20 protein-coding genes and 1 riboswitch are annotated in these 20,793 nt (G+C 69.9%); of the genes, 8 read left to right on the top strand and 12 right to left on the bottom strand.

Going from position 1 to position 20,793, the window contains the following annotated elements:
* Positions 1 to 4 precede the first annotated feature (4 nt).
* Positions 5 to 637 (top strand): hypothetical protein, encoded by a 633-nt coding sequence (locus B5X90_RS08600; RefSeq protein ID WP_079551969.1) that lies wholly within the window; start codon positions 5 to 7, stop codon positions 635 to 637.
* An 84-nt stretch (positions 638 to 721) separates the two neighbouring features.
* Here B5X90_RS08600 and B5X90_RS08595 read toward each other — a convergent pair whose 3' ends face one another.
* The 5 genes from B5X90_RS08595 to B5X90_RS08575 form a co-directional block, all read right to left on the bottom strand.
* The gene (locus B5X90_RS08595; protein WP_143264689.1) at positions 722 to 1,306 is read right to left on the bottom strand and encodes a hypothetical protein; all 585 of its coding nucleotides are present in this window, start codon (positions 1,304 to 1,306) and stop codon (positions 722 to 724) included.
* A 137-nt stretch (positions 1,307 to 1,443) separates the two neighbouring features.
* The gene (locus B5X90_RS08590) at positions 1,444 to 1,971 is read right to left on the bottom strand and encodes a SixA phosphatase family protein (protein WP_079551965.1); all 528 of its coding nucleotides are present in this window, start codon (positions 1,969 to 1,971) and stop codon (positions 1,444 to 1,446) included.
* A gap of 55 nt (positions 1,972 to 2,026) precedes the next feature.
* Positions 2,027 to 2,230, bottom strand: coding sequence for a dodecin family protein (locus B5X90_RS08585; protein ID WP_018774263.1), 204 nt, complete (start codon positions 2,228 to 2,230; stop codon positions 2,027 to 2,029).
* A gap of 230 nt (positions 2,231 to 2,460) precedes the next feature.
* On the bottom strand, positions 2,461 to 3,324 hold the full coding sequence (locus B5X90_RS08580; protein WP_018774264.1) for a winged helix-turn-helix domain-containing protein: 864 nt from the start codon (positions 3,322 to 3,324) through the stop codon (positions 2,461 to 2,463).
* A 561-nt stretch (positions 3,325 to 3,885) separates the two neighbouring features.
* Positions 3,886 to 4,827: a hypothetical protein gene (locus B5X90_RS08575; protein ID WP_256860132.1), complete on the bottom strand. Its 942-nt coding sequence runs from the start codon at positions 4,825 to 4,827 to the stop codon at positions 3,886 to 3,888.
* Positions 4,828 to 5,072: 245 nt separating this feature from the next.
* Here B5X90_RS08575 and B5X90_RS08570 point away from each other — a divergent pair, with 245 nt between their 5' ends.
* The 6 genes from B5X90_RS08570 to B5X90_RS08545 all read left to right on the top strand — a co-directional run bounded on the left by B5X90_RS08570 (position 5,073) and on the right by B5X90_RS08545 (position 14,419).
* Complete coding sequence (locus B5X90_RS08570; RefSeq protein ID WP_079551963.1) at positions 5,073 to 5,813, top strand: response regulator transcription factor; 741 nt, start codon at positions 5,073 to 5,075, stop codon at positions 5,811 to 5,813.
* Between the two features lie 21 nt (positions 5,814 to 5,834).
* Positions 5,835 to 7,445, top strand: a complete 1,611-nt coding sequence (locus tag B5X90_RS08565; protein WP_079551960.1) for a sensor histidine kinase — start codon at positions 5,835 to 5,837, stop codon at positions 7,443 to 7,445.
* Positions 7,446 to 7,629: 184 nt separating this feature from the next.
* Positions 7,630 to 7,787: riboswitch (cyclic di-AMP (ydaO/yuaA leader) on the top strand.
* Between the two features lies 1 nt (position 7,788).
* Positions 7,789 to 8,634, top strand: a complete 846-nt coding sequence (locus tag B5X90_RS08560; RefSeq protein WP_079551958.1) for an aggregation-promoting factor C-terminal-like domain-containing protein — start codon at positions 7,789 to 7,791, stop codon at positions 8,632 to 8,634.
* A gap of 157 nt (positions 8,635 to 8,791) precedes the next feature.
* A complete protein-coding gene (locus B5X90_RS08555) occupies positions 8,792 to 10,225 on the top strand; it encodes a bifunctional glycosyltransferase family 2/GtrA family protein (RefSeq protein ID WP_079551956.1) in 1,434 nt (477 codons plus the stop codon).
* Positions 10,226 to 12,280 (top strand): glycosyltransferase family 39 protein, encoded by a 2,055-nt coding sequence (locus B5X90_RS08550; protein ID WP_079551953.1) that lies wholly within the window; start codon positions 10,226 to 10,228, stop codon positions 12,278 to 12,280.
* Between the two features lie 6 nt (positions 12,281 to 12,286).
* Positions 12,287 to 14,419 (top strand): ArnT family glycosyltransferase, encoded by a 2,133-nt coding sequence (locus B5X90_RS08545; RefSeq protein WP_256860130.1) that lies wholly within the window; start codon positions 12,287 to 12,289, stop codon positions 14,417 to 14,419.
* 71 nt (positions 14,420 to 14,490) lie between these two features.
* On the opposite strand, the gene B5X90_RS08540 is transcribed toward B5X90_RS08545, so the two are convergent.
* From B5X90_RS08540 to B5X90_RS08525, 4 genes are all read right to left on the bottom strand, one after another.
* Positions 14,491 to 15,171, bottom strand: a complete 681-nt coding sequence (locus B5X90_RS08540; RefSeq protein WP_079551951.1) for an HAD-IA family hydrolase — start codon at positions 15,169 to 15,171, stop codon at positions 14,491 to 14,493.
* 69 nt (positions 15,172 to 15,240) lie between these two features.
* Entirely contained in the window at positions 15,241 to 15,618 is a 378-nt protein-coding gene (locus B5X90_RS08535) for a glyoxalase superfamily protein (protein WP_079551949.1), read from the bottom strand.
* A 71-nt stretch (positions 15,619 to 15,689) separates the two neighbouring features.
* Positions 15,690 to 16,325, bottom strand: a complete 636-nt coding sequence (gene upp / locus B5X90_RS08530) for a uracil phosphoribosyltransferase (RefSeq protein WP_018774274.1) — start codon at positions 16,323 to 16,325, stop codon at positions 15,690 to 15,692.
* 12 nt (positions 16,326 to 16,337) lie between these two features.
* Entirely contained in the window at positions 16,338 to 17,192 is an 855-nt protein-coding gene (locus tag B5X90_RS08525) for a phosphatase PAP2 family protein (protein ID WP_079551946.1), read from the bottom strand.
* A gap of 90 nt (positions 17,193 to 17,282) precedes the next feature.
* Here B5X90_RS08525 and B5X90_RS08520 point away from each other — a divergent pair, with 90 nt between their 5' ends.
* Positions 17,283 to 17,783: a nucleoside deaminase gene (locus B5X90_RS08520; RefSeq protein ID WP_028277768.1), complete on the top strand. Its 501-nt coding sequence runs from the start codon at positions 17,283 to 17,285 to the stop codon at positions 17,781 to 17,783.
* A 10-nt stretch (positions 17,784 to 17,793) separates the two neighbouring features.
* Here the strand turns inward: B5X90_RS08520 and B5X90_RS08515 are convergent, their stop codons facing one another.
* The 3 genes from B5X90_RS08515 to B5X90_RS08505 are packed head-to-tail and all read right to left on the bottom strand — an operon-like array spanning position 17,794 to position 20,792.
* Positions 17,794 to 19,128 (bottom strand): DNA glycosylase AlkZ-like family protein, encoded by a 1,335-nt coding sequence (locus B5X90_RS08515; protein ID WP_079551945.1) that lies wholly within the window; start codon positions 19,126 to 19,128, stop codon positions 17,794 to 17,796.
* A 35-nt stretch (positions 19,129 to 19,163) separates the two neighbouring features.
* Positions 19,164 to 20,354 carry a glycosyltransferase family 4 protein gene (locus B5X90_RS08510; protein WP_372702881.1) on the bottom strand — a complete coding sequence of 397 codons (1,191 nt, stop codon included), beginning with the start codon at positions 20,352 to 20,354 and terminating at the stop codon, positions 19,164 to 19,166.
* A gap of 39 nt (positions 20,355 to 20,393) precedes the next feature.
* Positions 20,394 to 20,792 (bottom strand): 6-pyruvoyl trahydropterin synthase family protein, encoded by a 399-nt coding sequence (locus B5X90_RS08505; protein ID WP_028277767.1) that lies wholly within the window; start codon positions 20,790 to 20,792, stop codon positions 20,394 to 20,396.
* Position 20,793: the final 1 nt, after the last annotated feature.

Below are 20,793 nucleotides of genomic sequence, written 5' to 3'. Positions count from 1 at the left end.
TCACATGGGTACCAACGGGAAAGTCGCCATCGGCGCGTTTCTCACTGCCCTGGCACTTCTGGTCCTGACCGGAATTACCCTGCAGGAGTGGGTGCTGGTGTGGTTTGTCGGGGCGGCCGCGACGGCCTATGTGGCCTGCGTGGCGGAGGTGGTGGTCCGGCGCCGGCACAAGACTTTGGCCGCGAGCGGGATAGGCAGCATCCTCTTTATCGCGTTCGGGGTCGCTTTCCTGCGCCAGTGGGGGCTGGCCTTCAACCCCGATCCCGACGCCCTGTCCACACGTGTCGATTCCGAGCATCCGGATTTGTACTTCTACCTGGCCGCGGCCGCGGGAGCCGTCACTTTGCTGTTGCTGTTCGCTGGCACCGTTCTGCCCGGCAGGAGCCGCGGCCGGCGTTCCCCGGGCCGGGCTCCGCGCCGCCGCCCGGCGCCCGCCGCACGGGGCGCAGGGGCCAGGCCTGCGATTCCGCGGCCTGCCGCACCGCGGCCGACGCCGAGAGGAACCGCCGCGCGCCCGGCGGCTCCGCGTACGGCTGCTCCGCGGGCCACTGCCCGGCCCGCGGCCAAGTCACCGGCGAAGACACCGGCCAAGTCGCCTGCCCCCAAATCACCAGCCCGGGCCACAACCCGCCGCTGAGTCCCGCGCATCACCACCCGGCGGAGGTTCAGCACAGGATTTTCCGCCTGGAGCCAGCTCAGGAGTTCAGCCCCGGAGTTCAGTTCAGAGGTTTCGAGGCTTCTCTTCCCGCGGGGTGGCATCCGGGCCCGGGGCGGTGTCGGTCCGGGTTACGTCCTCGCGGCTGCGCTGGTCGGCTGACACTTGCTGGCCGGACGCTTGCTCGCCGGAAGTCACTTGCTGGCCGGGCGTTTGCTGGCCGGGGACGTGGCTGCCCGTTGCGGGCTCGGCGGCGGCCCTTTCGGCGCGCAAATCCCCTCGGGTCGGCATCTGCCCGCTGTCGCCGCCGCGTTCAGATGTGACTACGTCAGGGTCCACTTCGTCGGCTTTGCGCAGTTGCTCCTGCGCGCCGGAGCGGACGCTTTCGGCCTCTTCCTGGCGCTTGCGGGCTTCCTGCCGCAACCGCTCGGCCTCGAGGTCGGCCTCCTGCGCGTCGGCCTCGGCACGGACCGCCTTGGCGTCGCGTTCCCGCGCAGCGAATTCGTCGGCCTTGGCCTGTTCACGCATCTCGGCCGCACGGTTCCGGTCCGCGGCCACCTTGCGTTTGCGGCTGACCATGACCGCCACCGCTACGATCGCGAGCACCACGACGATGCCGACGATAATTCCTATGAGCTGCCCTGAATCCACGTTGATCACCTTTTCTCCGGGTTGCAACAGATGCCCCAAAACCACTGGAAAAAACCACATGACTAGACAGCATCAGTAAACCGCAGATCGGCCTCGGTTGCTATGGATTCCGCAGCCCTCCCCGGGCGGACCTGCGGTTATTTGGCGCGGGGGACCTTGAAATGGGTCAGCTTGGCGTCCTGTCCGTCCAGTTCGGCCCAGGGCTTTTCCGTTTCCAGGATGGTCAGTCCGCTGGTCGGATAGCGCGTGGCGGCATCCATGTAGGCATCATGGTCGGAGTCACGCGACGCCAGATGCATGGCCAGGTCCTGCACCCCGGGCATGTGGGAAATCACCATGAGGGTGGTGACGGTGTCCGGGACGTGGTTGATGACGGCCAGCATGCGCAAGGCGGAGGCGGCGTACAGCCCATCCTCGAGCTTGGGCGTCGGCGCCTTGTCTCCGAGGGCGTGGCACACCCACGTGCAGGTCTGGCGGGTCCGCAGGGCGCTGGAGCAGAGGATGAAATCAGGGACCACGCCGTGCTTGAGCAGCCACTTCCCGGCGACTGGGGCGTCCTTGTGGCCGCGTTCTTCGAGCGGCCTTTCGTGGTCGGCAACCCCGCCGGGCCAATCGGACTTGGCGTGCCGCATGATCACCAGCCGTTTGATGTGATGCGCGCTCATGCCCCAATCCTAGTGCGGCGGCTGGCCCACGGGCGCGCATCCCACCAGCGTCCGCTCAGTCTTCAAGGACAAAAGTCACTTCCAGCACGACGTGCCAGGCAACGACGGCGCCGTCGCTGATTTCGACCTTTTGTTCCTTCACCCACGCCCCCGTGACATTGCGAAGGGTCTTATTGGCCCGGTCGATGCCCTCCTTGATGGCGGCATCAAACGAGGTCTTGGAGTTCGCGCTCAGGGTAGTAATCCGTGCAACAGACATGTTTTCCTCCCAATTGTCGGCTCAACGGTCACACCCTACGCCGCACCCCCAAAAGGCAACAGAGTCCACCCAAATCCACCCCCGGCGGCGGCTTCGCCGGATTTGGGGCCGAGCTTGCGAGGTTAGGGGGACGGCGGGAAGGGGCGAGCGCAGGCGCCGAGGGATCGTGCCGCGAAAGCGAAAGCGCCCGCTCCCTAAGCAGGGGACGGACGCTTTGCGTGAAGCTAAGGCTAGATCGAGTATTCCGGAGCGGCCCAGACAACCACTTCGGGGTGCTCGTAGAACCGGTAGCCCTGGCCGCGCACGGTGCGCACGGTGTTGGCGAGGCGGCCGAGCTTGGAACGCAGGCGGCGGATGTGGACGTCGATGGTCCGCTCGTTCGGGACCTCTTCGGCATTCCGCCACAGGCCTTCGAGGAGCTCGTCGCGGCCCACGGTGCGGGTGCCGTTCTCCACGAGGTAGTTCAGGAGCTCGAATTCCTTGAACGTGAGGTTCAGGGATTCGCCGTCGAGGTGCACCTCACGGCGGGCGAGGTCGATCAGCACCCCGGAAGGCCGCGGATCCTGCGGCTGCTGCAGGCGGGCGGTCTCGGTGCGCTGGCGGGCCCCCGCGGTGGGGTCACCGAAGGTCGAGCGGACGACGTCGAGGGCGGAACCCGGGGCACTGGCAGGCGCGACGGCGACGGCGGCATAGCTTTCGGCGCCGGCCACGAGCGACTGTGCGTAGGCCCGGATCTCCTGGGCAAGCTTGGCGATGGATGTGCCGGCTGCAGCCGCGGTTTCCTCGTCGATGCCCATGTACAGCACGAAACCGCGGGCGACGTTGTCGCTCGGGGCCGGACGGACCGGGCTGCCGGCACCCGGGGCGATCACCGGGGTGGGCGCCGTGGCGGGGGCGGGGGGAACGGCACGGAGCTGGCCGTAGGAGTCAGGGTTGTAGCCCTGCGCTGCATATCCGGGGGCCGGGAAGCTGCCCGTGGATCCGGCGGGGGCGAACGCGGAGCGTCCGCCGAAGCCCTGGCGGATCCCAGAGGCCTGGCCGGCCTTGCTGGCGTTACGGACGGAGATGTGGACGTATCCGGATGCAACTGACATGGAATGCTTACCTCAATGTGAATGGCCGTCATCGCGGCTCGAATGCTTCTTTCCCCGCAATGAAATTGGGGAGGGGCGCCCGACTCTGGGCTGGGGGGCGAATGCCTAGAAACCTTTAGGGGTGCAAAAGTTAGGCGTGCATTCGACAACAGCGCATCTCGGTACCAGCGGGTGTGCTGATCCAGGAAGCTGCGGCTGCAGGTGCTGTTGAGTTCTTGTTCACAATTGAAGTGTGCAACGTAACAATGTAAACGTGCAAGTAACAATGGACCCCAGGTTCCACATAGTGAGACAGATCGAGGATTTGTAGCGCAAGTCACAATTCTGTAGCGGCAATAAAATAACAAGTGTTTTACTGACTGGAAGGTCAGCGAGGGCATTATCGCGAATATTATTCGGAATTTGCCGCCGAGTTCAGGCAAATCATTCACAGCTTGGCAAGTTGGGCCAAACCGGGTCAGCCTAGTGTTGCCCGCGAGGCGGTCCACGGAGTGGGCAGCCGGCAATGCCGCCGGGCGGGCAGCCGGCAGTGCCGCCGGCGGCGATGCCGGCTGCGGCGGTTCAGTTCGTCTGGCCGGTGGCCGTCGCAGCCACCACCATGACGGAGGCCGCCGTATAGCCGGAACCGTCCTTGGCCGCCACAATCCGCACCGTCCCGCCCGCGACGATGTCCGCCACGCTCAGCTGGGTGCCCGTGCCGCCGGCCTGCTGGCGCCGCTGTTGCAGATTACTCACCACGACGTCGCTGCCCAGCGCATAGCTGCGCGTGAAACCGTCGCTGCTCTTGACCGTCACGGAGGACGAACTGACCTCGCTCACAGTGCCCAGCTGCTCGGCCATCGTGGTGTACGCGCTTCCCTGCAGCACCACGTACTCGGCGTGCACTGCCGCGGAAAGCCCGCTGCCCATCCCACCGGCAGCGAAGTCGCCGGGACCGCCCTGCCCCGGCATACCGCCGCCCGCGAATCCACCTTGCGCGGAACCGTCTTGCCCTGAACCCGGCATGCCCGGGGCGACACCCTGTCCGCCGGGGCCGCCGGCTGCCGCCCCGCCGGCGGCACCGCTGGCTGCCGTTGCGCTTGAGGTAAGGGCATAGACGCCCGCCCCGGCGCCGACGGCCAGGACTGCGGCGGCCCCGGCGACGGTGAGCCCCCGCTTGAGGGTCCAGGGCTTTGCCGGCGAGGCCGTCTTGGCGGAAGTTCCCGGCGCGCCCCAGCCTGTGGCTGCGGCGGGCACAGGTTCCTGCCGGGGCATGCCCCAGGCCGGTTCCGATGCCGGAACCGTCCAAACCGGGGGCGCGACCCAGCCGGCGGCAGCGCCTGCTTCCGGCCGCACGGCGTCGGCGTTTCCGGCGTCAGTGCATCCGGCGTCGTGCTGCCAGGCAGTACGGGGCGTGGTTTCGGGCGCGGGCGCCGCTGGGGCGCCGGTCACGGGCGTGGGGGCGGGTACGGGGGCTGGCTCGGGGGCTGGTCCGGAACCGGCTCCGGGATGCTGACCGCTCATGGTGTTTCTCCTTTTAGGGTGCGGATCGGTGTTCACCCCAGAGTGGTGAGCGATCCTGTGCCTGGGCTGTGCGGGCCGACAGCCCGGCCTGTGACGTTGGCGCCGGACGGGAAAGGGCGGATCGACCATGCCCATTGCGGCCCGCACGGTCCCGCAACGGCATCCAGCTCGCTAGGCTGGGATTCACAGGTGCCGCACAGGGTCCCCAAAGCCCCGCCTAACCGGCAGATCGGAGAGTTGTCCCCATGGCCACTTCGCACTCCATGACCAACAACCTTCCCCAGCTCACGCATCCGGACGGCTCCCCCATCCGCGCCCTCGTGGTGGATGACGAGCCCAGCCTCTCCGAGCTCATGAGCATGGGGCTTCGGATGGCCGGCTGGTCCGTGGCCGTGGCCGAGGACGGGCCCGGAGCCGTCCGGCTAGCCAAGGAGTTCCGCCCCGACGTGCTGGTGCTGGACGTGATGTTGCCCGGGTTCGACGGCGTCGAACTGCTGAACAGGATCCGCGCGTTCGCGCCGGAGGTGCCGGCGCTGTTCCTCACCGCCAAGGATGCCGTCCAGGACCGCATCACCGGGCTGGCGGCCGGCGGCGACGACTACGTCACCAAGCCGTTCAGCATGGAAGAGGTGCTGCTGCGCCTGCACCGGCTGGTCCAGCGCTCGGGGGTGGCCGCCATGGACACCGCCGAACTCGTGGTGGGAGACCTCGTGCTCAACGTCGACACCCGCGAAGTCACCCGGGCCGGTGAGGAAATGCACCTGACCGCCACGCAGTTCGAACTGCTGCGCTACCTCATGGAAAACCCGAAACGGGTCATCAGCAAGGCCCAGATCCTGGACCGCGTCTGGGACTACGACTTCGGCGGGCAGGCGAACATCGTGGAACTGTACATTTCCTACCTCCGCAAGAAGGTCGACGCCAACCACGCTCCCATGATCCACACGGTGCGCGGAGCCGGGTACGTCCTGAAACCGGCGGACTGATCCGTGCCCTCACTTTCCGGCATGACCCGCGTCCCCGGACGCGACTGGCGCAACCCGTCGACGTGGCATTTGCGTACCAGGCTGGTCCTGGTCGCCATGGCGCTGCTCGTGGCCATCTGCGGCGCTGTGGGCTTGTTCAGCTACGCCTCCATGGACCTCTTCCTTACCCGGCAACTCGACACCCAGCTGGACCAGGCCTCCCACCGTTCGAGCGAGTTCGGCCGGCCCTCCTCGGACGATTCGGGCAGGCGCCCCGACCCCCTCGAAGCCCGGGGACAGGGCGTCGGAACACTTAACGCCCGGATAGTGGACGGCGAAGTCAGCAGGGCCGGTTTCCTGGCCGGGGACGGCGCGGTCAAGAGCCTCTCCCCCGACGACAACAAGGTCCTCCTGGCCCTCACGCCGAGCGGCGTGCCCGTGGACCGCAGCCTGTCGGCCGGCGGCTACCGGCTCACGGCCGCGCGTACACCGTACGGCGACGTGATTGTGACCGGACTCCCGCTGGCAGAAAAACAAAACACCCTGGCCTCCCTGGTCTGGACCATGGTGGTGGTGTCCGCAGGCGGGCTGGTGCTGATCGGGCTCGCCGGCACGGCCCTGATCCGGCGGACCATGAAGCCGCTGGAACAGCTCTCCGAGGTCGCCACCAAGGTCTCCCGTCTCCCGCTGGACGCCGGCGAGGTGGCGCTCGGGGTCCGCGTCCCGACGTCGGCGGCCCATCCCGGAACGGAAGTGGGCAGCGTGGGCTACGCGCTGAACAAGATGCTGGACAACGTCTCCAACGCTCTCGAGGCGCGGCAGGAGAGCGAGATGAAGGTCCGTCAGTTCGTCGCCGACGCCTCGCACGAACTCCGCACCCCGCTGACGGCCATCCGCGGCTACACGGAGCTGATGCGGATGACCGAGCACTTCACCCCCGACGGCGAGAGGTCCCTCGCCCGTGTGCAAAGCCAGTCCGAGCGGATGACCACGCTCGTCGAGGACCTGCTGCTGCTGGCGCGCCTGGACGAGGGGCAGCCGCTCAAAATCTCCGACGTCGACCTCACCCAACTGGCCATCGAGACGGTCAGCGATGAGAAAGTCATGGCCCCGGACCGCATCTGGCAGCTGGAACTTCCGGACGAGCCCGTGGTGGTGCGCGGTGATGCGACCCAGCTTCACCAGGTCCTCGCCAACCTGCTGTCCAATGCGCGCAAGCACACCGAACCCGGGACCAAGGTGGTCACGGGCATTATGCGCTCGGCTGACGGCAGTGCCGTGGTCACCGTGACAGACAATGGCAGCGGCATCGCCCCGGAATTTATCGGCCGGGTCTTCGCCCGCTTCGCCCGGGCCGACGCCTCCCGCACCAATCCGGCGTCGAACCCCGCAGCCGTCCCCGCCGGTTCTGCCGTCGCGACGGCGAGGGTCGGGTCCGGGGCCGCCGCACGCTCGTCTTCCGGCGCCGTTTCCGGCAGCCGCGGAGGTCACGGCACGGCGACCGCCGCGCCGACGTCCGAGGGCACCAGCGGGTTGGGCCTGTCCATTGTCCAGTCGATCGTGGAGGCCCACGGAGGAACAGTCGAGGTCACGTCCCGGCCGGGCCGCACGGAGTTCGCCGTGCGGCTGCCCGCCGCGCCGCCGCCGGCGTAACCAGAACGGCCGCCGCCGGCGCAACCAGCCCGGACCGGCCGACCGGTGAACCCGGCGCAACCCGACACCCCGGCACTGTGACTCCTGTTACCAAAATGTGACTTAAGCGGCCGGGTCCTGTAGCGTCGTTAGCGTGCGCCGCCATCGGTGCCGCATATCCGGACGGACGCCAAACTCTGCCGCTTCCCGGATTCCGCTGGACCAGGCAGAGGCGGGGGACCCAGAGTTCCCGGGCATTCTGCTTTCATGCGCCCTCGGGGTGAAGCCGACACGTGATGTTCCGTGCGGCCGGATGACCTCATCCGAACCCGACAGCTAACTCCGCCGGCGTTGAGAGGCCACCATGACTGAATTCCAGGTACAAACACGCCCTGACGGTGATTCGCGTTCCCGCTCAGTTGGCGCAGCTAAGTCGCGCCACCGCGCCGAACCGGTCAAGCAGGCATCCGCCCTGTCGCGGTTCGCCGCCGGGCTCGGAGTAAGCGGCCGCCGTGCCGCCGTCGTCACCGCCGCGTGCGCGCTGCTGCTCGGGGGCGGCGCCGCCGGCCAGGCGGCAGAGCCGGGCGCCCACACGTCGAACGTTGCGAGCCAGAGGGCCACGATCGCCGACCCGCTGGCCAAGCTCAACTTCGAGCGGGTCCAGGTTGCTGGGCCGACCGCTCCCGCGGAAAAGAACGTGGCTCCCCAGATCTCGGAGGTTAAGGCAGCCGAAGCGCTGATCCCCGCCCCCGCTGTGGCCGCGCCTGCACCCGCGGCGGCACCTGCCCCGGCCCCCGCGGCAGCCCCCGCACCCGCTCCGGCCCCCGCGGCAGCCCCCGCGCCCGCTCCGGCACCGGCACCGGCTCCGGCAGCCGCTCCGGCCCCCGCGCCGGTCGCAATCGACGACCCCGCCGGGGCGCAGGCCTACGCCGCGTCCCAGCTGGGAAGCTATGGCTGGGCACCCGGCCAGATGCAGTGCCTGCACAAGCTGTGGACCAAGGAATCCGACTGGAAGACCACCGCCACGAACGCCAGCAGCGGCGCCTACGGCGTGGTCCAGTCCCTGCCCGCCTCGAAGATGGCGAGCGCCGGCGCCGATTACATGACCAACTACCGGACCCAGATCAACTGGGGCCTGAACTACGTCAAATCGCGCTACGGCTCCCCCTGCGGCGCCCTGAACTTCCACTACGCACACAACTGGTACTAAACCGGCACTAGCCGCCCCGCCAAAGAGGCCCCGGATCCGCATGGATCCGGGGCCTTCTTGCACCTCCACGGCCGGACCGGCCCGGCGGCCAGACTTCCACAGCCCCCGCACAGCTCGACCCTAAAGCCCTCATATGGGCCGCCGGGAAAGTTGAGCCATGACATTCACAGACCAGGCCACAGGAACCCTGCCCCGCTCCACGGCAACGCCGGCCGGCCCGGCGGCCCCCGAGTCATCCTCGGGGCTTGCGCTGGCCGACGCACCGGTCCCGGGCCCGATCGCCGGAGCGCTGACCGGCCCCAGCGGCCGGCGCACGGCCATTGATACGCGCGCCAGCACGCCCCTGCTGGACGTCACCATCCCGGTTTTCAACGAGGAACGGGACCTCGAGGCCTGCCTGCGCCGGCTCCACGCGTACCTGCTCGGCGCCTTCCCGCATTCCTTCCGGATCACCGTGGCGGACAACGCCAGCACCGACGGAACGCTCAAGGCCGCGGAACGGGTAGCCCGCGAGCTGCGCGAAGTGACGGTGGTCCACATGGCGGAAAAGGGCCGCGGAAACGCACTTCGCAGGGTGTGGCTGGCTTCGCCGTCGCCGGTCCTGGCGTACATGGATGTGGATCTTTCCACTGATCTGGCGGCCCTCGGCCCGCTCCTTGCCCCGCTCATTTCGGGGCATTCCGACCTGGCGATCGGGACGCGGCTGACCCGCAATTCCCGCGTGGTCCGCGGACCCAAGCGGGAATTCATCTCGCGCAGCTACAACTTTCTGCTCCAGGCCCTCATGGGCGCCCACTTCAGTGACGCGCAGTGCGGCTTCAAGGCAATCCGGGCGGACGTGGCCCGGCAACTGCTCCCCCACACGCTGGACAACGCCTGGTTCTTCGACACCGAACTGCTGGTCCTGGCGGAAAAGTGCGGCCTGCGCGTCCACGAAGTCCCGGTGGACTGGACCGACGATCCGGATTCCAGCGTGGACATCGTCCAGACGGCCCTCGCGGACTTGCGTGGCATGGCACGGTTGAGCCGGGACCTGGTCTCGGGCCGGATCCCGGTTCCCGACCTGCGCGCGGCCCTGGCCCGCGGACCGCTGCCGGCCGCCTCGCGGGCCCAGGAACAAAGCCCCGGCGAAAGCCTCTTCGGACAGCTCGTCCGCTTCGGCAGCATCGGGGTGGCCTCCACCCTGGCCTACCTGGCGATTTTCCTGCTGTGCCGCGGGTTCATGGACCCGCAGCTGGCAAACTTCCTCGCGTTGCTCACCACCGCCGTGGCCAACACCGCGGCCAACCGGCGCTTCACGTTCGGCATCCAGGGCAGCAGCCAGGCGGCTCGCCACCATTTCGAGGGCCTCCTGGTCTTCGGCATCGGGCTGGCCCTGACCTCGGGCGCACTCGCCCTCGTTCACGCCGTGTCGGGAGCGGCACCGGACCGCTGGCTTGAACTGCTCACGGTCACCGCCGCCAACCTGGCCGCCACGGCCGTGAAGTTCCTGCTCTTCCGGCTGGTGGTTTTCCGCCACAGGCCAGCCGCTGCCGTTCCGGCGTCCGGCGCCCCCGGTCCTTCCCTCCCCCGCACAGAAAAGGCCAAGTAAATGACGGCAACCATCAGCCCCACCGCCGGAGCCCAGGGCGGTTCCCCGGCCGGCAGGCCGCCCGCCGCCGAGGAACAGCCACACCCGGTTCCCAAAGACGGCGGGACGGCGACCCATCGGCCCGTGTCCCCGGCGCCGGCCGCCCAAGTCCGCCGGGACCGGCTGCTGTTCGGACCGCAGCCCCGCTGGGTGCGGCCCTCGGCAGCGCTGCTCCTGGTGGTCACCGCGGCGTTGTACCTCTGGAATCTTGAGGCCACCGGCTACGCCAACTCCTTCTATGCCGCGGCGATCCAGGCCGGGACCAAGGACTGGACCGCGCTGCTCTTCGGCTCCCTCGACGCCGGCAATGCCATCACGGTGGACAAACCCCCGGCCGCACTCTGGATCCCCGCCCTCGCGGGACGGATCTTTGGTTTCTCGGCCCTGAGCATGCTCATTCCCCAGGCCCTCATGGGAGTGGCCGCCGTCGGGCTTCTCTACCTGACCATCAAGCGGGTGTCCGGGCCGGCCGCGGGCCTGCTCGCCGGCGGCGCCCTGGCGCTGACCCCGGTAGCCGCGCTCATGTTCCGGTTCAACAACCCGGACGCGATGCTCACCCTGTGCCTGGTGCTGGCGGCCCACCTGACCACCCGCGCCATCGAGAAGGCCGGCTGGAAGTGGCTCGCCGCGGCCGGCGCGGTCATCGGCCTGGCCTTCCTGAGCAAGATGCTGCAGGGCTTCCTGATCGTTCCCGGGCTGGCCCTGGCCTACCTGTGGGCGGCGCCCACCACCCTTGGCCGCCGGCTCCTGCACCTCCTGGCCGCCGCCGCCGGGATCGCCGTCGTGGCCGGAAGCTACATTGTCCTGTTCCAGCTGACCCCGGCCTCGGTCCGGCCGTACATGGCAGGGTCGGAGACCAACAGCTTCCTGGAACTGACGTTCGGCTACAACGGCCTGGGCCGGATCACCGGATCCGGCGGCGGGATTCTGGCCGGAGGCAACGCGGGCAACGCCGGCGGCCCGGGCGGCAGCGGCAACGTCGGCTTCGGCGGCACCGCCGGGATCACCCGGATGTTCGGGACCAGCTTCGGCGGCGAGGTGTCCTGGCTGCTGTCGGCGGCCCTGATCCTGCTGGCCGCCGGGCTGTGGTTCACCCGGTGCGAGTCCCGGACCTCAAAAACCCGCGCTGCGCTCCTGCTGTGGGGCGGCTGGCTGGTGATCACGGCCGGAATCTTCAGCTTCATGAGCGGCACCGTGCATCCGTACTATGCCGTGGCGCTGGCCCCCGCCATCGCGGCGCTGGCCGGCATCGGTTCCCTGGAACTGTGGCGGGGCCGGGCCTACTGGCCGGCCCGGGTTGTTCTGGCCGTGACGGTGCTGGCCACCTCGGTCTGGTCCGCTGTGCTCCTGGGCCGCGACCCGGCCTGGCTTCCCGGGCTCCGGGTGGTCATCGTGGTCCTGGGCGTCCTCGCCGCCGCGGCCCTGCTCCTGCGGGCGGACGGCATGGCGGCTCTCCCGGCGCGGTTCCGCAAGGCTGCCACGGCCGGCGTCGTAATCCTCTGCCTCCTTGCCGGCGGGCTCGGAAGCACCGCGTGGACACTGGCGACCGCCGCCCAGCCGCATTCCGGTTCGATCCCCACGTCCGGCCCCACCGCGTCCGCGATGGGCGGCGGCTTCGGGGCAGCAGGCAGAACCGGCACTGACGGCGCGGGCAGTGCCGGCATGGGCGGCGGCCCCGGCGGGGAAACGTCCTCGGCAGAGTTGACCGCGCTGTTGAAGTCCTCCGGCGCCAAGTGGTCCGCGATCGTCTCCGGCGCCACCCAGGCCGCGGGCCTGGAACTCGCCACCGGCACCAGCGTGATCGCGCTCGGCGGCTGGAACGGCGGCGACCCTTACCCGACGCTGGCACAGTTCCAGGCCATGGTGGACCGCGGCGAGATCGGCTACTTCATTTCCGGCGGCATGGGCGGCATGGGCGGGGGCCGCGGAGACAACTCCGAGGTCGCCACCTGGGTCGCGGCCAACTACCCGGCCCAGACCGTGGGCAACGCCACCGTCTACAAACTGGGAGCGTAGACCGCCATGACTGACACCCTGAGCCCCCGCCCCGGCCCCGCCATGACTGACACCCTGAGCCCCCGCCCCGGCCCCGCCCCGGCCCGCACTCCGGGGCGGCCGCGGCTGCAAGTGCGGGAACGCCGTCGGCGACTGGAGCCCCCGGCTGCCGGCGGTGCGCGCGCCGTCCCTGGCGCCCGGGCCCTGCGGCAGCGGCTGGAACTGGCGGGGCTGCTGCTGGCCACGGCCGTGCTGTGCCTGTGGAACCTCGGCGCCTCCGGCTGGGCAAACGCGTTCTACTCCGCGGCGGCCCAGGCCGGGTCGCAGGATTGGGCGGCCTGGTTCTTTGGCTCGTCCGACGCCGCCAACGCCATCACCGTGGACAAGCCGCCGGCGTCGCTGTGGGTGATGGGCCTGTCGGTGCGGATCTTCGGGCTGAGCTCCTGGAGCGTCCTGGTGCCGCAGGCGCTCATGGGGATCGGCACGGTCTGGCTCCTCTACCTGGCCGTTCGGCGGGCCGCGGCCCCCGCCACGGCCGACGCCGGCCTGGCCCACCGCGCGGGGCTCCTCGCCGGTGCGGTCATGGCGCTGACACCGGTGGCCGTGCTGATGTTCCGGTTCAACAACCCCGACGCCCTGCTGGTGCTCTTGATGACCGCGGCCGCCTACGCCGTGTTGCGCTCCATCCAGGACACGCGCGTGCGCTGGCTGCTGTTCGCCGGGGTGCTGCTGGGCTTCGGGTTCCTCACAAAGCAGCTGCAGGTCCTGCTGGTGGTCCCCGGTTTCGCCGCTGCCTACCTGCTCGCGGCGCCGGCCGCGCCGGGGAGGCGCATTCTTCACCTGCTCGGCGCGGGGGCGGCGATGGCCGTCGCCGCCGGGTGGTGGCTGGCCGCGGTCGAACTCATTCCGGCAGCGGACCGCCCGTACATCGGCGGCTCGCAGAACAACTCCATCCTGGAGCTGACCCTGGGCTACAACGGCCTGGGCCGGCTGAACGGGGATGAAACCGGGAGTGTGGGCGGCAGTAACGGCTGGGGCACGCCCGGGCTGTTCCGGCTCTTCAACAGCGAGTTCGGCGGCCAGATCGCCTGGCTGCTCTCGGTGCTGCTGCTCGGAGCGGGGCTGCTCTGGCTGGGCCGCCGCGCGCCGCGCACCGACCCGGTACGGGCCTCGGTGATCATCTGGGGCTCCTGGGTTGTTGTCACCGGGCTGACGTTCAGCTTCATGGCCGGGATCATCCACCCGTACTACATGGTGGCGCTGGCGCCCGGGATCGCCGGGCTCGCCGGGCTCGGCGGCGTCCTGCTCTGGCAGCGGCGGAACCAGCCCGTGGCCGCCGCCGTCCTCGCGGTGGCGATCGTGGCGGCCGGGGCCATGGCCGCCGAACTCCTGGTCCGCACCGCGGCGTACGTGCCGTGGCTGCGCTGGGTGGCGCTTCTGGGCGCGCTCGCCGCGTCCGGCCTGGTGCTGGCCGCCGCGGTCCCGGGTGCCCAGGGAGCCGCGGGGGTGAAGGGGACGGGGATGATGGGGTCCAGGACCATGGCGCGGACGACGGCGGCGCTCGCCGTCGCCGCGGCCCTCGCCGGTCCGCTGGCTTACTCGCTGTCCACCGCGGCCACGGCCCACAGAGGCTCGATTGTCAGCGCCGGACCCGCCGTGTCCGGACGGGGCGGGGCCGGGATACCGCCGGCCCTCGGCGGCGCGGCAGGAGGCGGCTTCGGCGGTGCCACGACGGCGAACGGCAACGGCACTGGCGCAGGCGCTGGCGCTGGCACTGGCCGGGGACAAGTGGCGGGCGGAATGGGCGGCCTGCTCGGGGCCAGCACGCCGTCGGCGGCGCTCGTGGCCGCATTGCAGACAGATGCCGGGCCCTACACCTGGGCCGCCGCCGTCGTCGGATCCAACAACGCCGCCGGCTACCAATTGGCGACGCAGCTCCCGGTGATGGCCGTGGGCGGGTTCAACGGCACGGATCCCGCACCCACCCTGGCGCAGTTCCAGCAGTACGTGGCCGACGGCAAGATCCACTACTTCATCGCCGGGCGCATGATGCAGGGCGAAAGCGGAGCCAACGATGCCGCCCGGATTGCCGCCTGGGTGCAGGACAACTTCACCGCACAAACCGTGGGCGGGACCAGCGTTTACCTGCTGGCCGGCTAGGAAGGCGGCGCCGTCGGGACCAGGGCCGGGCGTCGCCGCCGTCGTCGGGCCCGGGGCCGGGCGGCGGTGGGCTAGAAGGTGAAGGACAGGGTGCGCAGGCCGGCGCCGGTGACGTGCGTGGTCACTGCCACCCCGGAGTAGTCGGGAATGTGCAGCACACCGTCCGGCAGTTCGCCGGCATTGGGCCCTACGGCCACGGTCCGGACGCCGGCGGCGATGCCCGCGGCAATGCCCGCCGGGGCGTCCTCGAACACCACCGCATCGGCGGGAGCGACACCCAGCAGGGAGGCCGCCCGGAGGTATCCCTCAGGGTGCGGCTTGCCCCGCATGACGTCCTCCGATGTGACCGAGACGGCCGGGACGCCGATCCCCGCGGCTGCCATCCGGACCCCGGCCAGGTCCCGTGACGCGCTCGTCACCAGCGCCACGGCATCCGGCGGCAGGCTCGCCAGCAGCTTCGGCGCGCCGGGCACCGGGACAATGCCCCGGGTCTCGGCCAGCTCCATCCGGCCGAGCTCGGCCGCGAGGGCCTGGATGTCGGAACCGGCCGGGGCAAACCTGCGGACCGTGTCCATGGCCTGGACGCCATGGGAGGAGCGCAGGATCTCGCCGATGTCCAGGCCGTAGCGGGCCGCAAACGTGGTCCAAACCTGCTCCACGATGCTGGTGGAATCCACCAGCGTGCCGTCCATGTCGAACAGGACGGCGCGGGCGGTCAGGGTGGTGGTGCCGGAACGGGATGGAGAGCTCATGCCTCCATCCTGCCGCATCGCCCCGCCCAACCCGTTGGCCGGCGGCCTGCCGCGTGCAGCCTGCCGGGATCAGCCGTTGGGCCGGTGCGGGATGTACTGCACGGCCCACTTGTTGCCGTCGGGGTCGGCGAAGTGGACAAAGTGCCCCCAGTCCTGGACGTCGACGTCGCTGACGTCCACGCCGTTGTCCTTGAGCTGCTTGTGCGCGGCCTGGATGTCGCTGACCACGAGCTGCAGGCTGGGCGCGGTACCGGGCGTGGCGTCGTTGAGGCCCTCGCCGATGGCGATCGAGCAGCCGGAGCCCGGTGGCGTCAGCTGGACGAACCGGAGGCCCTCCATGGGCCGTTCGTCGTAGTCGGCGTTGAAGCCCACCTTATTGACGTAGAAATCCTTGGCCCGGTCCACATCGGACACCGGCACAAACACGAGTTCAAGTTTCCAATCCATGGCGCACAGGCTAGCGCGGTCCGCGGCAAGGCGGAAGGGATCCTCCGTGTTGCGCCACGGCGGCGCCGCTCCTAGCCGGCGATGCCGTACAGGCGGTCTCCGGCGTCGCCGAGGCCGGGCACGATGTAGGACTTCTCGTTGAGCTTCTCGTCGATCGAGGCCAGGACGATCGTTACGTTGGCCTCTGACAGCTCTTCCTCCAGCTTGGCCAGGCCCTCCGGGGCGGCAAGCAGGCAGATGCAGGTAACGTCGGAGGCGCCGCGCTTGAAGAGGAACTTGATGGCCTCGCGCAGGGTCCCGCCGGTGGCCAGCATGGGATCGAGGACGAAGATCTGCCGGTCCGTGAGGTCCTCGGGGAGGCGTTCGGCGTAGGTGATGATGTCCAGGGTCTCTTCGTCGCGGGCCATGCCCAGGAAGCCGACCTCGGCCGTGGGGACCAGCTTGGTCATGCCCTCGAGCATGCCCAGCCCGGCCCGGAGGATCGGGACCACCAGCGGGGTCGGCTTGGTGAAGGCGGTGCCGACGGTGGTGCTGACGGGCGTCTCGATGGTCACCGGTTCGGTGCGCACATCACGCGTGGCCTCGTACGCCAGGAGCGTGACAAGCTCCTCGGTGAGCTGGCGGAAGACCGGGGACGGGGTGTTCTTGTCCCGCAGAACGGTGAGCTTATGGGCGACCAGCGGGTGGTCCACAACGAGAGTGCGCATGGGTCAAAACTATCACCCGGATGCTGAGGACCGTCCCGCGGTGCCCGGAGTATCGGCGTCGTTCGTGCCGGGTTGTGTAGTGCCTACGGCAGTGCCGTCGGCGGCGCCGTCATGAAGGTGGGCGGGGTGCTCAAAGGTCGGAGCGGCGCCGGCGTGTTCCCGGTGCCGGAGCACGTGGAAGAGCCGGTGGGCCAGGATCACGATCCCCACCCAGGCCAGCCCGATGACCCATCCGATGATCACATCGGTCATCCAGTGATGGCCCAGGTAGACCCGGCTGAGGCCCATCGCGACGATGAAGATGACACCCGCGGTGATCAGGCCGATCCGGGCGCTGGTCCGCTTGATCTGCAGGCAGGCCAGGTACACCACGAGTGCGATCACCACCGTGGTGTTCAGCGTGTGGCCGCTCGGGAAGGACGGAGAGTTCTCGTAGGGCGGCACGGCGTCGGCATGGTCGGGCCGGGTGCGGCCGATCAGCTTCTTGCCCAGGGACGTGGCCGTGACCGAGACGGCGGCGGCACCGCCGATCAGGATCAGCGGCCGCCAGGTCCGGGAGGTGTAGATGAGCACTGCCGTGAGGATGCTTGCCAGGATGGGCATCCCGACGCCGCCGCCGATGTTGGTGAACCCGGTGACAAAGGCGTCCAGGCCGGGACTGCGCAACTGCTCCATGAACGCCAGCGTCGGCCTATCCAGGTTCGCGAGGCCGGCGTCGTCCACCACGTTGTCGTAGACTTCGGCGCTCACCAATGCCAGGATCACCACCACCACGCCGCCGACCAACATGGTGATCCAGAGGGCCGCGTAGGGCACCACCCATTTGCCCCAGCGGTGCGCCAGCCAGTTCTCTGTTCCGGTGGTCACGGCCGTCTCCCGACTACTTGACAATATTTACTACATGGGCCGCACAGCCGAGCTGCACAGCATGCTTAGGGTCGAAACTATCATTGACCCATGACTGCCCCGGAGCCCCGCCATGCCCAATGGATGAGCCTTGCCCTGGCGGAGGCCCGGAATGCCCTGGCCACCGCGGACGTGCCGATCGGCGCCGTCGTGATCGGACCGGACGGTTCCGTGCTGGGCGCCGGGCGAAACGAACGTGAGGCCCTGGGGGACCCGACGGCCCACGCCGAGATGGTCGCCATCCGCGAGGCCGCCGCACGGTTGCGGGCGCACCGGGCTTTGGAAGGCAAGGGCGACGACGGCTGGCGGCTGGAGGACTGCACCCTGGTGGTGACCCTGGAACCCTGCGCGATGTGCGCTGGAGCGATCGTCCTCGCCAGGATTCCGCGGGTGGTGTTCGGTGCCTGGGACGAGAAGGCCGGCGCCGCTGGTTCCGTGTTCGACATCCTCCGCGAGCGCCGGCTCAACCACTGGGTGGAAGTGGTTGCAGGCGTCCGTGAGCAGGAGTGCGCAGCACTGCTGCGGGACTTCTTCGCCGGACACCGCGCCTGATCCGTTCCGGCTAGCCTGCGCCGCCGGCAGAAGAAGCGGCGGCCGGTGACGCTGCCGCGGAGGCTTTTGCAGATGCCGCGAGCCCATCGATCCGCTTCTGCCGGGAGGCCGGAGAGTCCAGGCTGAAGGCCCGGAAATCACCGAGATCCTCGCGGATCCAGGCTTCCACCTCGGCGATCCGCTGCGTCACCGCGGGCGTGGGGCCGTGGAACAGCCAGGGCACGATCCGCTCCTGGGCCGGATCGTACTGCCAGAGCCCGATGATCCGGCCGCGGTCCAGGATCGGGTGGTCCGGGAGATCCGCCTGCAGCGCGAGCGACCCCAGCGCCGGCTTCTGCAGGTCCTCCTCGGCCAGCAGGTCCGCCGCGTTGCGGCGCAGCAGGAACAGGGAATCCGTTCCGGCCAGCAGCTGGATCTGTTCGCCCGCCGGCTCCTCGAAGGCGGCGAGGCCGCCGAGGTCCTCGGGCAGCATCCACAGCGGGTCCCCGCCGGCGGCCTGTGACCCGGCCATTGCTGTGGACAGGGCGGTGGGCACCTCCACGGCGCCGACGGCGGCGAGCGCCGCCTTGCTTTGCGCCACGGTGAACCCCGTAAACCACTGCGACTGTTTGAAGGTGGCCCCGCCGGTCCAGCCCAGGTAGCGGCGGATCAGCTCGGTGCGCGCATCCTCGTCGTCAAGATCGCTGGGCGGCAGGCCCCAGGGCTGGTAGGCGTAGCGCTGCTGGTCCAGGCGCCCGTTCGCGGGGACCCGGCGGATCCGGCCGTCCGACTGCAGGATCCCCAGGGCGGTAGGCAGAGTGGTGGTGGCGCCCTTCTTCTTGCCTTCCTCCCCCAGATTGCGCACTGAGTCGCCGAGCTCGTCCTTGAGCTGCCGCGGGTCCATGGGCCCCTCCGCCTCGGCGAGGGTGTGCAGCACCTGTTCTTCCAGCAGCGTGATTTCGCCGCGGTCCACGCCGAGCCGGCCGACCACTTTGAACGCGGACTCGGCCGCGTCCCGGCCCAGCTGTAGCGCCCAGGCGAAGTCTTCCCGGCCTAGGACGTAGGTGCAGCCGCGGGCGACCGGAAGTTCCAGGATCCGGTGGGCGACGACGTCGGCATCCACCTGTTCGCGGCGGATCCCGGCGCGGGCGAAGAGCGTGAGGTAGGGGTTGGCGCCGCCCACGGACCGGGCCCAGCCTGCCCGGGCGAGAACCTGCTCCGCCGTGCAGCCGGCCAGCGAGCCGTCCAGGCCCTGCCGGTGCCAGGACCATGCCCGGAGCCGCTCCGCGGTCAGGCTCTGCGGCTCCGGCAGGTTGACGGGCTTTTCTACCGACGGCGATTGCGTGGCGACAGGGTGGGTGCTCATGGGCTCATTCTCCAACAGCTTCTCTGTCAGCGGTATCAAGAAGCCGTATCAACCCGCGCCGGATGGTTTCTGGGCGGCCCAGTTTCACCGGTTTTCACGGTTTCGGTGGTTTCCGTGGGTTCCGCGGACAGGAAGCCCAGAGCGGTCCGGGCGGTGGTGTCCCAGCCGGGCAGCCGGCCCCGGGCGGCCGCTGCCGCCTCCCGCCAGCGGTCCCTGAGACCGGGGTCGTCCAGCCAGCGGCGGAGGAGGTACGCCAGCGGGGCGGGGTCCGTTCCGAGCCCGACGGCGGCGCCCGGCAACCCGGGCCCCGGAGAGTCCGGCGCCGGCGAACCGGGCAGGGTGCCGGCGGCGAGCGCCTCGACGGCTCCGCTCCCCTCGCGCACCACCACGGGAATGCCGCGGGCCAGCGATTCGGTGACCACCAGGCCGTAGGTTTCGGCCCGGGAAATCAACAGGCTGAGATCGGCCGCATCCCACTCAGCATCCAGTGCCGGGCCCCCGAGCTCGCCCGGGATGCGGACCCTCCCGGCCAAACCTAGACGTTCCACGGAGGTCCGGAGCTGTGCTGCGTAGGCCGGATCGGCGGTGTCCGAGCCGATGAGGGACGCCGTCCAGGGCACATCCGTGAGCCGGGCGAGCGCGTCCAGCAAGAGCGACTGGTCCTTGTTCGGCAGCAGGGCCGCCACGGCGATGAGGTGCGGCACGCCGGTGGACAGGCTGCCGGCCGCGAGCGGTGCGGGCGCGGTCCCGGGCAGGGCCACGCGTAGGCCGTCGAGGCCGTGGCGGGCGCGGATGTCCGCCGCTGCCGAACCGCTCGTGCAGATCACGCCGGCAGCGGCCTGCAGGGCCCTGCGTTCGCGCTCCGGGTGGTCCGGCAGGGGCATGTGCAGCAAGATCCAGACCCGGTTTCCGGCGGCAGCGGCCGCTTCCAGTTCGTCGGGCGCGCCGCAGGCGAGGAGGCTGTCGACCACCGTCACGGTGCCCCGGGCTGCGGAACCGGCGGTTGCGGCGCCGGCAGTTGCGGGGCCACCGGCCCTGGCCTGGCCGCCGTCGGGCCCCGCATGCAGCAGCGTGGCCAGGCGCAGCCGGTCCCCCGCGCTGCCTCCCGGCCAGTCGCCGTCGAGCGGGCAGGTTTCCACCGCGGCACCGAGGGCCGCCAGTTCGGCGGCGAGCGCCGCGTTGTAGACGTTGCCGCCGGAGTTGTGCCGGACGTTGGCGGGCACCACAAGTCGGATGTGAGGGCTGGCCGGCGGCATCTGCGGGGCCTAGCGGGCGTCGAAGTCCAGCGAGTAGCTGGCCCAGGCATCGGGGGTCTCGCGCAGGGTGACGTCCAGCCCGGCGAGGTCGCGGCCGTCCGTGCCGACGCGGATCTGGGCGGCGACGGCGTCGGCGATGTACCGGGCAAGGGCCTCGGTGGTGCTCAGCTTGCCGGAGAAGTCCGGGTGCTCGTCGAGGTTCTTGTAGTTCAGCTCGTCCAGGATCTCGTCCACCGCGTCCCCTGCCGCGCCGATGTCCAGCACGATCGCGTCGTCGTTAAGCTCACGACGGCGGAAGGTCACTTCCGTGACGAACGTGGCCCCGTGCAGGCCTTGGGCCGGGCCGAAGACTTCGCGCGGAAGGCTGTGGGCGATCATGAAGTTGCGGCGGACGGTCAGACTAAACACG

The organism is Arthrobacter sp. 49Tsu3.1M3 (assembly GCF_900168135.1).
In the GTDB taxonomy this organism is placed as follows: Bacteria; Actinomycetota; Actinomycetes; order Actinomycetales; family Micrococcaceae; genus Arthrobacter.
Note: the sequence above shows the minus strand (reverse complement) of the source record. Positions and strands in the feature narration are given on the sequence as shown.